The sequence below is a fragment of the Sutcliffiella cohnii genome, from assembly GCF_002250055.1.
Lineage (GTDB): Bacteria > Bacillota > Bacilli > Bacillales > Bacillaceae_I > Sutcliffiella > Sutcliffiella cohnii.
In genome coordinates this window covers 2,461,790-2,475,189 of record NZ_CP018866.1, presented here as the reverse complement: position 1 = coordinate 2,475,189, position 13,400 = coordinate 2,461,790, and the positions used below count along the sequence as shown (strand labels likewise).

General features: G+C 36.2%; 10 protein-coding genes. All 10 read left to right on the top strand.

Annotated features, from left to right (window positions below):
* Window positions 1-122: 122 nt before the first annotated feature.
* The 10 genes from rny to mutS all read left to right on the top strand — a co-directional run bounded on the left by rny (window position 123) and on the right by mutS (window position 13,391).
* Complete coding sequence (rny, locus tag BC6307_RS12290; RefSeq protein WP_066419642.1) at window positions 123-1,685, top strand: ribonuclease Y; 1,563 nt, start codon at window positions 123-125, stop codon at window positions 1,683-1,685.
* A 498-nt stretch (window positions 1,686-2,183) separates the two neighbouring features.
* Complete coding sequence (locus BC6307_RS12285) at window positions 2,184-2,978, top strand: TIGR00282 family metallophosphoesterase (RefSeq protein ID WP_066416602.1); 795 nt, start codon at window positions 2,184-2,186, stop codon at window positions 2,976-2,978.
* 145 nt (window positions 2,979-3,123) lie between these two features.
* On the top strand, window positions 3,124-3,384 hold the full coding sequence (gene spoVS / locus BC6307_RS12280) for a stage V sporulation protein SpoVS (RefSeq protein WP_003211281.1): 261 nt from the start codon (window positions 3,124-3,126) through the stop codon (window positions 3,382-3,384).
* Between the two features lie 413 nt (window positions 3,385-3,797).
* Window positions 3,798-4,727, top strand: a complete 930-nt coding sequence (locus tag BC6307_RS12275; RefSeq protein ID WP_066416517.1) for a dipeptidase — start codon at window positions 3,798-3,800, stop codon at window positions 4,725-4,727.
* 260 nt (window positions 4,728-4,987) lie between these two features.
* Complete coding sequence (locus tag BC6307_RS12270) at window positions 4,988-6,721, top strand: 2-oxoacid:acceptor oxidoreductase subunit alpha (RefSeq protein ID WP_066416521.1); 1,734 nt, start codon at window positions 4,988-4,990, stop codon at window positions 6,719-6,721.
* Window positions 6,722-7,588 (top strand): 2-oxoacid:ferredoxin oxidoreductase subunit beta, encoded by an 867-nt coding sequence (locus BC6307_RS12265; protein ID WP_066416524.1) that lies wholly within the window; start codon window positions 6,722-6,724, stop codon window positions 7,586-7,588.
* A gap of 251 nt (window positions 7,589-7,839) precedes the next feature.
* Window positions 7,840-9,378, top strand: a complete 1,539-nt coding sequence (gene miaB / locus BC6307_RS12260) for a tRNA (N6-isopentenyl adenosine(37)-C2)-methylthiotransferase MiaB (RefSeq protein WP_066416526.1) — start codon at window positions 7,840-7,842, stop codon at window positions 9,376-9,378.
* A 1-nt stretch (window position 9,379) separates the two neighbouring features.
* Window positions 9,380-9,811: a YlbF/YmcA family competence regulator gene (locus tag BC6307_RS12255; RefSeq protein WP_066416528.1), complete on the top strand. Its 432-nt coding sequence runs from the start codon at window positions 9,380-9,382 to the stop codon at window positions 9,809-9,811.
* 285 nt (window positions 9,812-10,096) lie between these two features.
* On the top strand, window positions 10,097-10,636 hold the full coding sequence (locus tag BC6307_RS12250) for an outer spore coat protein CotE (RefSeq protein ID WP_066416530.1): 540 nt from the start codon (window positions 10,097-10,099) through the stop codon (window positions 10,634-10,636).
* Window positions 10,637-10,790: 154 nt separating this feature from the next.
* Window positions 10,791-13,391, top strand: a complete 2,601-nt coding sequence (mutS, locus tag BC6307_RS12245; RefSeq protein WP_066416533.1) for a DNA mismatch repair protein MutS — start codon at window positions 10,791-10,793, stop codon at window positions 13,389-13,391.
* Window positions 13,392-13,400 lie beyond the last annotated feature (9 nt).

Sequence of the window (13,400 nt, the reverse complement as noted above, 5' to 3'; positions counted from 1 at the left end):
TAGAATAAAAGAGCTATAAAAAGCTAAAAGCCTTAGAGCAGTATATTGAAAGATGAAACAATGTACATGCCGACAAATGAAATCTAGCAAGAAACAATTTCATAGCAAGAGGAGGTGGCATTATGGAAGCATTAATACCTATCATCTCCGCTTTGCTTGGTCTAGTCGTCGGTGCAGTTGTTGGCTTTTATGTTCGTAAAACCATTGCTGAACAACGAATTTTAGGAGCGAAAAATGCAGCGGAACAAATTGTCGAAGAGGCAAATAGGGAAGCTGAGTCGTTGAAAAAAGAAGCGTTACTCGAAGCAAAGGATGAAATTCACAAACTTCGCACGGATGCAGAACAAGATATTCGTGAACGTAGAAACGAACTACAAAAACAAGAAAATCGTTTAATGCAAAAAGAAGAGAATCTCGATCGTAAAGATGAAACGTTAGACAAGCGAGAAGAAACCCTTGAAAAACGTGAAGATTCTCTAAACGAGAGACAACAGCATATTGAAGAATTAGAAAGCAAAGTGGAAGAGATGGTGCGCAAACAGCAATCTGAGCTAGAACGCATTTCGGCTTTAACTCGTGATGAAGCAAGAGCAATCATTATCGATCGGGTTGAAAATGAGCTTTCTCATGATATTGCCCTAATGGTAAAAGAAAGTGAAAATAGGGCAAAAGAAGAAGCGGATAAAAAGGCAAAAGAGGTTCTATCTTTAGCTATCCAACGATGTGCTGCTGACCATGTGGCAGAAACAACGGTTTCCGTTGTAAACTTGCCTAACGATGAGATGAAAGGCCGAATTATTGGTCGTGAAGGTCGAAACATCCGTACACTTGAAACACTAACAGGAATTGATTTAATTATTGATGATACTCCTGAAGCTGTTATTCTTTCTGGATTTGACCCAATTCGTCGAGAAACTGCTCGTATGGCTTTAGATAAGCTAGTACAAGATGGAAGAATCCATCCTGCCCGTATCGAAGAAATGGTTGAAAAATCACGTCGTGAAGTAGATGAGTTTATTAGGGAGGCTGGGGAGCAAACAACATTTGAAGTTGGTGTTCACGGCTTACATCCTGATTTAATCAAAATACTTGGTAGGTTGAAATTCCGTACAAGCTACGGTCAAAACGTGTTAAAACATTCGATGGAAGTTGCATTCTTATCTGGTTTAATGGCAGCGGAACTCGGTGAAGATGAAACGCTTGCTCGTCGTGCTGGTTTACTACATGATATCGGTAAAGCTATTGATCATGAAGTAGAAGGAAGTCACGTTGAAATAGGTGTTGAACTTGCTACAAAGTATAAAGAACATCCAGTTGTAATTAACAGTATTGCTTCCCATCATGGTGATTCTGAACCTACGTCTATTATTGCGGTATTAGTGGCAGCGGCTGATGCACTATCAGCAGCAAGACCAGGTGCTCGTAGTGAGACGTTAGAAAATTACATTCGTAGATTAGAGAAATTAGAAGAGATTTCCGAGTCTTATGAAGGTGTAGAAAAATCATTTGCAATACAAGCTGGACGTGAAGTTCGCATCATGGTGAAACCAGATTCGATTGATGATTTAGAAGCTCATCGACTTGCGAGAGATATTCGTAAACGCATCGAAGAAGAACTAGATTATCCAGGTCACATAAAAGTAACAGTTATTCGTGAAACGAGAGCTGTAGAATACGCAAAATAAAGTGGTGGATTTCCGCCACTTTATTTTTTTCTGCGCTTAGGAAAAGATAATACGTAAATGTGGAGGATAACTTCTAATGAGATGTTGTTCGGTTAAACTTCTACCCGACCAATTCAGTTCGTCGGAGCGATACGTCTCCGCTTTTCTTTGTCTAGCTCCGGCGGCTTGGCCCTCGAGTCATAAGCCAGTCACTTCCGGTGGGCAAAGAGCGCCCACCTGCAGCGCCTGTCTTATGCTTGTCGGGCCAGAGCGAGCCGCCTCCGCTTTTCTTTGTCTAGCTCCGGCGCATTGACCCTATCAAACTTCCCAGTCCGTCCGTACGATAAGTCAACATCAACTCGCTTTACAGCTCGTTGTGTTTCCTTTATCTCCTACCGGACTAGTCCAGTTTGTACGGGTCAGAGCGATGCGCCTCTGCATTTCTATTTGATAATTACTTTATTGTATGCCAAACTATAAAAAACAAAGCATTACATAGAAGGAAGGACATTGATCTATATGAAAATATTGTTTATTGGGGATGTAGTTGGTTCGCCAGGAAGAGACATGGTGAAAGAGTACGTACCTAAATTAAGAAATAAATATAAACCAGATGTAACAATTGTGAATGGAGAAAATGCTGCTGGTGGAAAAGGAATAACGGAAAAGATTTATCAAGGTTTTTTAGAAGCCGGTGCGCAAGTTATCACTTTAGGTAATCATTCATGGGATAATCGAGAAATATTTGATTTTATAGATGATGCGAAATATTTAATAAGACCCGCTAACTTTCCAGAAGGAAACCCTGGAAAAGGGATTGTATATGTACCTTTTGGTAGTAAGGAAATTGCGATCATTAACCTCCAAGGTAGAGCTTTTCTTCCTCCGATTGATTGTCCATTTTTAAAAGCGGATGAACTAGTAAAAGAAGCGAAAAAAAGAACCCCTTATATTTTTGTTGATTTTCACGGTGAGGCTACAAGTGAAAAACAAGCTATAGGTTGGTATTTAGACGGCAGAGTAAGCGCAGTAGTAGGTACACATACACATGTACAAACAAATGACAATCGCATTTTGCCTGACGGTACCGCATATATTACGGATGTAGGCATGACAGGTCCTTATGACGGAATATTAGGCATGGACCGTGAAGTAGTACTAAAAAGATTTTTAACCGCCTTACCTGTTAGATTTGAAGTGTCAAAAGGAAGAACACAATTGAATGGCGTCATTATAGAACTGGATAAGAAAGATGGAAAGGCGAAATCTATTAATCCAATCATCATTAATGATGACCATATTTTCTTTGAATAGCACAGTTATTCGAAAATTATAAAAATTAAACATATACAAGCAGGAATACATTTCTAAATCTCTGAATATAGTATCAATGAAATTATTTTCAGTAATTGTACTCTACAATAAGTCACGGATACTGTAATGTAAGGAGGAACTAGAAATGGAGATATTAAAGGTTTCAGCCAAGTCCAACCCTAACTCTGTAGCAGGAGCTCTTGCAGGTGTATTAAGAGAAAGAGGTGCTGCAGAAATTCAGGCAATTGGTGCAGGTGCACTAAACCAAGCGGTAAAAGCAGTTGCAATTGCAAGAGGATTTGTAGCGCCAAGTGGAGTAGATTTAATTTGCATCCCCGCCTTTACAGACATATTAATTGATGGGGAAGAACGGACTGCTATAAAACTCATTGTGGAACCGAGATAAAATCTTTACGTAGCCTGTTTGCGTCATGCAAACAGGCTGATTTTATGCCCAGATGTAATACTGCCTAAAAGACGGTACCGCGAAAGCAAACGAGTCAACCAAGTGAACCGACAAACTCTAACGGCAGTGTATTTTCAAAGTAGATGCAAGCCAAAATTTTGCACCACCACAGTATGAATATGAAAATAGGCTATGACTATCGTTAATAACGATAACCGTGAGTGGAACGCAGCGGAGGGAACTTGACTCCTGCGGGAGACGCGTGAGCCTTGAGACCTCTTCGAGAGCGAAGCGTAGGAGGAGGCTCAAGCCACGCCCGCGGAAAGCAAGTTCCCGTAGCGAAGTGAAACGGACAAACTTCAAACCGCTAACCTATTTTCGAAGTAGGATTATTATTATTTAGGAGAGATACAATGAACACAAAAATTTTTGATGCACATAGTGATGTACTTTATAAAATGTGGTTAGACCCAACCATTTCATTTCATAACAGTCCTCAATTGCACATAACTTCACAACAATTAAAATCTAGCGGATCAAAAATACAATGTTTCGCTATTTACGTACCAGAAAACGTAAAAATTCATGCGTTTGAAGTTGCAATTCAAATGATTGATATTTTCTATGAAAAAATAATAAACAAAACTCCAAACTTAAAACTAATACGTACGAAAGAAGATATCAATCACTTAAAAGAAGAGGAAATAGGAGCTATTCTCACGCTGGAAGGGTGTGAATCAATAGGTTCTAGTATAGAGCGTTTAAGGGCATTGTACCGCCTTGGAGTTAGTTCGATAGGTCTTACATGGAACTTTGCTAATGAAGTAGCTGACGGCGTTCTAGAAAGAAGAGGTGCTGGGCTAACGAACTTCGGAAGAGAAGTAGTGTTAGAAAACAATAAACATAACATATGGACAGATGTTTCTCACCTTTCAGAAATAGGTTTCTGGGAAGTAATGGAATTAGGTAATCACGTTATTGCCTCACATTCAAACGTAAAAGAAATTTGTAATCATCCGAGGAATTTAACGAACGAACAAATAAAGATGTTAATAGAAAAAGACGGGGTTATCGGTATAACATTTGTTCCGCCCTTTTTAGTAGAAAATGGAAATGCAACTGTATTTGATATTATAAAGCATATTGATCATGTATGTGCACTAGGCGGAGAAAATAATGTTGGGTTTGGCTCTGACTTTGATGGCATCACAGAAACTGTTCAAGGATTAAGTACCTTTTCAGAATATGAGAATTTAATTAATATTCTATTAAATTATTATACTGATACACAAGTTCAAAAGTTTTTATTTGACAATTTCGTTAGAAAATTCCCAGGAAACTAGAAAAATACAGTAAACAGGGAGCGCTTTCATACTTTTCTAAAAAAATTTCTAATTTTTTCAAAGAAATTCATACAAAGTATTGTATTTTTAAAAGAATAGGTCTAAAATGAAAGCGTTTAGTACATATCCAATATTCAATACAAACTTAATTTTTTGAATTATTAAGCGTAATTTATAGTTATTTAATTGGAAAAGTGCTACACTATTGATGAATCATTTTAAAATAATTTTGAATGTATTTTTAAAGGGGTGTAAGTCACATGATCAATCAACTTTCATGGAAAGTTGGAGGGCAACAAGGGGAAGGTATCGAAAGTACTGGTGAGATATTTTCCATCGCGCTAAACAGACTAGGATACTACTTATATGGTTATCGCCATTTCTCTTCACGTATTAAAGGTGGTCATACGAATAATAAAATTCGTGTAAGTACAACACAAGTTCGTTCTATTTCAGACGATCTTGATATATTAGTAGCCTTTGACCAAGAGACAATTGATGTAAACTATCATGAATTACGTCAAGGTGGGGTAGTCCTTGCTGATGCAAAGTTTAAACCAACAATTCCTGAAGACGGAAAAGCGACTTTGTATGCGGTTCCATTTACAGAAATTGCATCTGAATTAGGAACTTCTTTAATGAAGAACATGGTTGCTGTTGGTGCTTCTGCTGCAATTTTAGACCTTGATATCGAATCTTTCCGTGTAGTAGTTCAGGAAATTTTCGGACGTAAAGGGGAACAAATTGTAGAAAAGAATATGGAAGCGATTAAAGCTGGGGAACAATATGTTAAGTCTCAATCAGAAGATGTTCCTTTAATGAAATTAGAAAAAGCTGATGGAAAACAACGTTTGTTTATGATTGGAAACGATGCGATTGCTCTAGGTGCTGTAGCGGCAGGATCTCGCTTTATGCCTGCTTACCCAATCACACCAGCTTCTGAAATTATGGAATACTTAATCAAGAAATTACCTGATTTTGGTGGAACTGTTATTCAGACAGAAGATGAGATTGCAGCTTGTACGATGGCAATCGGTGCAAACTATGCTGGTGTTCGTGCTTTAACTGCATCTGCTGGACCTGGTTTATCATTAATGATGGAAGCTATCGGTCTTTCTGGAATGACAGAAACTCCTCTAGTAGTAGTTGATACTCAACGTGGTGGTCCAAGTACAGGATTACCTACTAAAATAGAACAATCTGATTTAATGGCAATGATTTACGGTACTCACGGTGAAATTCCTAAAGTAGTTATTGCACCAAGTACAGTCCAAGAAGCTTTTCTTGATACAGTAGAAGCGTTTAACATTGCAGAAGAATATCAATGCCCGGTTATTTTACTAACAGATCTGCAATTATCATTAGGTAAACAAACAGTAGAACCATTAGATTATAATAATGTAGAAATAAGACGTGGTAAGTTAGTAACAGAAGAGTTACCAGAAGCTGAAAATAAAGCATATTTTAAACGATATGAAGTAACAGAAGATGGAGTTTCTCCGCGTGTTATTCCAGGTATGAAAAATGGAATCCATCACGTTACTGGTGTTGAGCATGATGAAACAGGTAAACCTTCAGAGGTTGCTGGAAATCGTCAAGCACAAATGGATAAACGTTTACGTAAGTTAAACAACATTAAGTTCAATAATCCTATCCATGTACATGCACCTCATGAAGAACCCGATGTTTTAATAGTAGGATTTAACTCTACTAGAGGAACAATCGAAGAAGCAATGGGAAGATTGGAAAATGACGGTGTGAAAGTAAACCATGCTCAAGTTCGTTTAATCCATCCATTCCCGACGGAAGAATTGCTTCCATATGTGAAAGCAGCGAAAAAAGTGTTTGTTGTGGAATACAACGCTACAGGGCAATTAACAAGCATTCTAAAGATGAATGTTGGACATGCTGAGAAAATAAGTAGCATCTTGAAGTATGATGGAGATCCATTCTTACCGAAAGAAATTCACGCGAAGTGCAAGGAGCTGTTATAAATGGCAACATTTAAAGATTTTCGTAATAGTGTAAAACCTAACTGGTGTCCTGGTTGCGGAGACTTCTCCGTACAAGCAGCTATCCAACGTGCAGCAGCAAATGTTGGTCTTGTTCCAGAAGAATTAGCAGTAATTTCTGGTATTGGTTGTTCAGGACGTATTTCTGGATATATTAATTCATACGGATTCCATGGTATTCATGGACGTTCACTACCAATCGCTCAAGGTGTAAAAATGGCTAATAAAGATTTAACTGTTATTGCATCTGGTGGTGACGGAGATGGGTTTGCAATTGGACTAGGTCATACTATCCATGCCATTCGTCGTAATATTGACGTAACTTATATCGTAATGGATAACCAAATTTACGGTTTAACGAAAGGTCAAACATCTCCTCGTAGTGATGTAGGTTTTAAAACAAAATCTACACCACAAGGTTCAATTGAATCTTCCTTATCTGTAATGGAAATGGCTCTAACAGCTGGTGCTACATTTGTTGCACAAAGTTTCTCTACAGATTTAAAAGATTTAACAGCGCTAATTGAAAAAGGAATTCAACATAAAGGTTTCTCTTTAATTAACGTTTTCAGTCCATGTGTAACATATAACAAAGTAAACACGTATGACTGGTTTAAAGAAAACTTAACAAAGTTAAATGATATTGAAGGTTATGACCCGCATAACAAAGTTAAGGCAATGCAAACGTTAATGGAACATAACGGATTAGTTACTGGATTAATCTATCAAAATACGGAACAAAAATCTTATCAAGATCTTGTTCATGGGTATAGTGAAACTCCATTAGCAACATCAAACATTGAATTAACAGAAGAACAATTTAATAAACTAGTTAAAGAATTCATGTAACAACGATAACCCATCTTACCTAAATAGTAAGATGGGTTTTTCAACTTTTACTATCGTGATTTTACAAAAGCTCTGCACATTCACTACCAAAACTAGCTTCCAATGATTATAGTAATGTCGATGTTTTATTAGTGAAACTCATTATATGGACATATTTTTACAACTATCCTTTTACGGTTGTTTAGTTTAGGATAAAATTATATACTATGATAATGTAGTGTTTGTTTGGTTATAAGGAAAGGAGTTTCAAAATGAACGAGAAACAAAGGTTAGAATCGCAACAAATTGCAACAAAAAATCCATCGGACAAAAAATCCGAAAAGGACTATAGTAAATTTTTTGAAAGTGTTTATGTCGCTCCTTCTTTGAAAGATGCAAAAAAACGTGGAAAAGAAGAAGTAAAGTACCATAAAGATTTTAGTATATCTCAAGAATTTCATGGCTTAGGACAAGGCAAGAAGTTTTATATTAGAACTTATGGTTGCCAAATGAACGAGCATGATACGGAAGTGATGGCTGGTATTTTTCTAGAATTAGGTTATGAACCAACAGACGGTGTGGAAGACGCTGACGTCATTCTACTAAATACTTGTGCAATCCGTGAAAATGCTGAAAATAAGGTGTTCGGTGAGCTTGGTCATTTAAAACATTTGAAAAGTGAAAAGCCAGATCTTTTGATAGGTGTTTGTGGTTGTATGTCGCAAGAGGAATCAGTTGTAAATAAAATTCTTAAAACCTACCAACAAGTTGATATGATTTTCGGTACACATAATATTCATCGTCTTCCTAATATTTTAAATGAAGCTTATATGTCTAAAGAAATGGTCGTAGAAGTATGGTCTAAAGAAGGGGATGTCATTGAGAATCTCCCTAAAGTACGTAAAGGTAATATTAAAGCTTGGGTCAATATTATGTACGGGTGTGATAAATTCTGTACGTATTGTATTGTTCCTTATACACGCGGAAAAGAGCGTAGTAGACGTCCAGAAGATATTATTCAGGAAGTACGCCATTTAGCTGCACAAGGTTATAAAGAAATTACTCTTCTTGGCCAAAACGTTAATGCTTATGGTAAAGACTTTGAAGACAGAAAATACGGTTTAGGCGACCTTATGGACGAAATTCGTAAAATTGATATTCCTAGAATCCGTTTCACGACTAGTCACCCAAGAGATTTTGACGATCACTTAATAGAAGTGTTAGGTAAAGGCGGTAACTTATTAGATCACATCCATTTACCAGTACAATCAGGTAGTTCAGAAATATTGAAAATAATGGCTCGTAAATATAGTCGTGAGCAATATTTAGAACTTGTTCGTAAGATTAAGGAAGCAATGCCGAACGCTTCTCTAACTACTGATATTATTGTAGGGTTCCCTAACGAGACGGAGGAACAGTTCGAAGAAACACTTTCCTTATATCGTGAAGTTGAATTTGATTCTGCTTATACGTTTATTTATTCACCACGTGAAGGTACACCAGCTGCTAAAATGAAAGATAATGTACCAATGGAAGTGAAAAAAGAGCGTCTACAAAGGTTAAACGCTATCGTTAATGAGATTTCAGCTAAAAAACTTAAAGAATATGAAGGTAAAATTGTTAATGTGCTTGTAGAAGGAGAAAGTAAGAAAAATCCCGAAGTACTTTCAGGCTATACAGAAAAGAGTAAATTAGTAAACTTCAGAGCACCTAAATCTGCTATTGGGCAAATAGTATCTGTGAAAATTACAGAAGCAAAAACATGGACATTAAATGGGGAAATGGTTGAACAACCAGTTGAGGTGAAATAAAATGGCGAAATATACAAAACAAGAAATAATTACAAAGGCAAGAGAATTAGCAACAATGATTTCAGAAACAGAAGAAGTTGAATTTTTTACAAAAGCGGAAGAAAAAATTAATGAAAATCAAAAAGTAAAAGAAATGATTGCTAGTGTGAAAAGTTTACAAAAACAAGCTGTAAACTTTCAACATTATGGGAAAGAATCAGCTTTAGAAAAAACGGAAGCAAAATTAGACAACTTATTACAAGAAATTGACGAGATTCCAATTGTTCAAGATTTCAAAGAGTCTCAAAAGGAAGTTAATGATTTATTGCAATTAGTTGCGTCTACCATTACAAAAACGGTAACGGATGAGATCATAAAAACAACTGGTGGAGATGTCCTCCGTGGAGAAACAGGATCATTCGTTCGTAATAGTTCAGGAAGTAGCTGTAATTAATATTTTAAAGGTGAGAGGAATCCATTCCTTTCGCCTTTTTTATTTTTTAAACTGTTTTAAAATCACCTTTCTTTCCTCATTAAATGGCCTTGATGAAAAGTAAAGGTTCGCACCTTCTTACATAGCTTGAAAAAATAGGCACATTTTCTATTATAGCTGCATACAATGAAGTATACGTATTTCTGAAATGATTTTATTTTGAGTATACGGGAATTTAAAAGCACAATAGTCATTTAACCCGCATAGGATGAAATGAACATTGTATTGAGGAGGGTGCATACTCGAATGGCTGACTACAGAGAAATAATTACGAAAGCTGTCACAGGTAAAGGTAGAAAGTTTACGCAGTCTACACATACGATTAAACCTGCACATCGTCCTACTAGCATTTTAGGTTGTTGGGTTATCAACCATAAATATAATGCAAAAAAGGTAGGAGACGCAGTCGAAGTGAAAGGAACATACGACATTAATACGTGGTTCTCTCATAGCGACAATACAAAGACAGAAGTAGTGACAGAGACAGTTTCTTACACTGATGTTGTGAAGCTTAAATACAGAGATGAAAACAGTTTAGGTGATGAAATTGAAGTAGTCGCTCGTGTTTTACAACAGCCAAATTGCTTAGAGGCTAGTATTGCTGATAACGGTGATAGCGTAACAGTACAAGTAGAGAGAGAATTTTTAGCAGAAGTAATAGGTGAAACAAAAGTATGTGTAGAAGTTCATCCAGACGCTTTATCAGAAGAAACTGATTGGGATGTTGACGATGAAGAATTTGAAGAATTAAATCCAGACTTTATTGTGGATGGGTATGAAGAATAGTCAAAAAGCTAGGGAGATTACTTCCTAGTTTTTTTCTTTTGTTAAGGATGCGATATTGTTCAGGAAGTACATGACTATTTAAGTAATTCGTCGAAATATGTTATAATTGATTAGAATAACAGAACGAATATTTATTATTAGTTGGGGGTTTACGATGGCAGCTTATACGCCAATGATTCAACAATACTTAAAGGTAAAGGCAGACTATGAAGATGCCTTTTTATTTTTTCGACTTGGTGATTTTTATGAAATGTTCTTTGAAGATGCTATAAAAGCATCTCAAGAATTGGAAATTACGTTAACAAGTAGAGAAGGTGGCGGAGATGAGAAAATTCCGATGTGTGGGGTTCCTTATCATTCTGCACCTAACTATATTGAACAATTAATTGAAAAAGGATATAAAGTAGCAATTTGTGAACAAGTAGAAGATCCTAAACAGGCGAAAGGAGTAGTAAAGAGAGAAGTAGTTCAGCTTATTACTCCTGGTACTGTTATGGATGGAAAAGGACTAACGGATAAGCAAAATAACTTTTTATTGTCTACAACACAGTTTGAAGATAATACACTTGGTTTTACTTATGCAGATTTATCAACTGGTGAAATTTATGTAACAGTATTAACGGGTGGTATGAATCAATTATCGAATGAGGTTTATTCAATCGGTGGGAAAGAAATAGTTGTTGCACCAAATTTTAATACAGAATCTTTACTACCTTTACAGGAACGAATGTCTTTAACTATTTCTTATGAGGAAAACTGTGAACCTTTAAACAATATGCTTCCTATTACAGAAGTACTAGAACAAGAAAAACTAAAAGTTACAGTAAATAGACTTCTTCATTATTTAGTAAAAACGCAAAAAAGAAGTTTGGATCATTTACAACCAGCTCAATTTTTTCAAATAGACGAGTTTATGAAAATGGATTTATATTCTAAGCGTAACTTAGAACTTACAGAAACAATTCGTTCGAAAGGTAAAAAAGGATCGTTATTATGGTTGTTAGACCAAACGGTTACAGCAATGGGTGGAAGGTTATTAAAACAATGGATTGACCGACCACTTATAGACTTAAAAGTAATTACGTACCGCCAGGAAATGGTTGAAGTACTAATAGAACAATTTTTTGCTAGAGAAGAAATTAGAGAACTATTAAAACAAGTTTACGATTTAGAAAGGCTAGCTGGAAGAGTGGCTTTTGGTAACGTGAATGGTAGAGATTTAGTTCAATTAAGAAAATCTCTTCAACAAATACCAATTTTGAAAGAAAAGTTAACGGAACTACCGGCTAATATGGACGAGCTCCTTCAAAAGATGGATGATTGTGAAGAGTTAGCCAATCTCCTGCAAAATAGTTTACTAGAACAACCTTCTATCTCAGTTAAAGAAGGAAACATTATTAAAGATGGGTATAATGAGGATTTAGACCGATACCGTGATGCTAGAAGAAACGGGAAAACTTGGATAGCAGAGTTAGAGAAAAGAGAACGAGAAGTTACTGGCATTAAATCATTAAAGATCGGATACAACCGAATTTTTGGTTACTACATTGAGGTCACTAGAGCTAACATTCACTTATTAGAAGAAGACAGATATGAACGAAAACAGACATTAGCGAATGCTGAACGGTATATAACAGAAGAACTGAAGGAAAAAGAAACATTAATTTTAGAAGCAGAAGAAAAAATAATTCAGCTGGAATATGATTTATTTGTAAGTTTAAGAGAAAAAGTAAAAACATTTATTCCGAGAGTACAGCTTCTAGCAAAAGCAGTTAGTGAATTAGATGTACTGCAATGTTTTGCGACAATAAGTGAAGAGCGTCAATATGTTCGTCCTGAGTTTAGCCCGGAAAGAGTTTTAGCGATAACGGACGGCAGACATCCAGTCGTTGAAAAAGTATTAAATTCGAACGAATATGTTCCGAACGATTGTTTCATGAACAACGAACGAGAAATATTACTTATTACTGGACCGAATATGTCTGGTAAAAGTACGTTTATGCGTCAAATTGCTTTAACAGCTATTTTGGCACAAATAGGTTGCTTTGTACCTGCGAAATCAGCAGTGTTACCTATTTTCGACCAAATTTTCACGAGGATTGGAGCAGCGGACGATTTAATATCTGGACAAAGTACGTTCATGGTAGAAATGTTGGAGGCGCGCAATGCGATTGTTCATGCAACGCAAAATAGTTTAATTTTATTTGATGAAATTGGCCGAGGTACATCTACGTATGATGGAATGGCGTTAGCGCAATCTTTAATCGAATATATACACAATAAAATAGGGGCAAAAACATTATTTTCGACCCACTACCATGAGTTAACGTCACTAGAAACTGCTTTAGGGAAGCTGCTCAATATTCATGTGAGTGTCGTAGAGAAAAATGGAAAAGTAGTATTCCTTCATAAGATGAAAGAAGGGCCTGCTGATAAAAGTTACGGTATTCATGTAGCGGAATTAGCTAACTTACCAAAAGAAGTAATTGTTAGAGCTGCGGAAATATTAAAAGCATTGGAAACGCCAAGTAGCGAGAAAAGTCCAAAAATACAAGAGGGAACGAAAGTTTTTGAAGATGATAGCCAACTATCCTTTTTTGAAATGAATGATAGTAAGTCTAAAACAAGTACACCAACTATCGCGAAAAAAGAGCAAGAAATTATTCAAACAATAAAAAATATAGATATATTAGACATGACACCTATGCAAGCACTAAATCAACTATACGAATTGCATAAGGTGCTAAAAAAGTAGGAGGGAAAA

Bases quoted from the DNA above. Each gene is read 5' to 3' on its own strand.
- BC6307_RS12275 (WP_066416517.1), top strand. From the start codon at position 3,798: ATGAACACAAAAATTTTTGATGCACATAGTGATGTACTTTATAAAATG.
- BC6307_RS12285 (WP_066416602.1), top strand. From the start codon at position 2,184: ATGAAAATATTGTTTATTGGGGATGTAGTTGGTTCGCCAGGAAGAGAC.
- spoVS (WP_003211281.1), top strand. From the start codon at position 3,124: ATGGAGATATTAAAGGTTTCAGCCAAGTCCAACCCTAACTCTGTAGCA.
- BC6307_RS12270 (WP_066416521.1), top strand. From the start codon at position 4,988: ATGATCAATCAACTTTCATGGAAAGTTGGAGGGCAACAAGGGGAAGGT.
- BC6307_RS12265 (WP_066416524.1), top strand. From the start codon at position 6,722: ATGGCAACATTTAAAGATTTTCGTAATAGTGTAAAACCTAACTGGTGT.
- mutS (WP_066416533.1), top strand. From the start codon at position 10,791: ATGGCAGCTTATACGCCAATGATTCAACAATACTTAAAGGTAAAGGCA.
- BC6307_RS12250 (WP_066416530.1), top strand. From the start codon at position 10,097: ATGGCTGACTACAGAGAAATAATTACGAAAGCTGTCACAGGTAAAGGT.
- rny (WP_066419642.1), top strand. From the start codon at position 123: ATGGAAGCATTAATACCTATCATCTCCGCTTTGCTTGGTCTAGTCGTC.
- miaB (WP_066416526.1), top strand. From the start codon at position 7,840: ATGAACGAGAAACAAAGGTTAGAATCGCAACAAATTGCAACAAAAAAT.
- BC6307_RS12255 (WP_066416528.1), top strand. From the start codon at position 9,380: ATGGCGAAATATACAAAACAAGAAATAATTACAAAGGCAAGAGAATTA.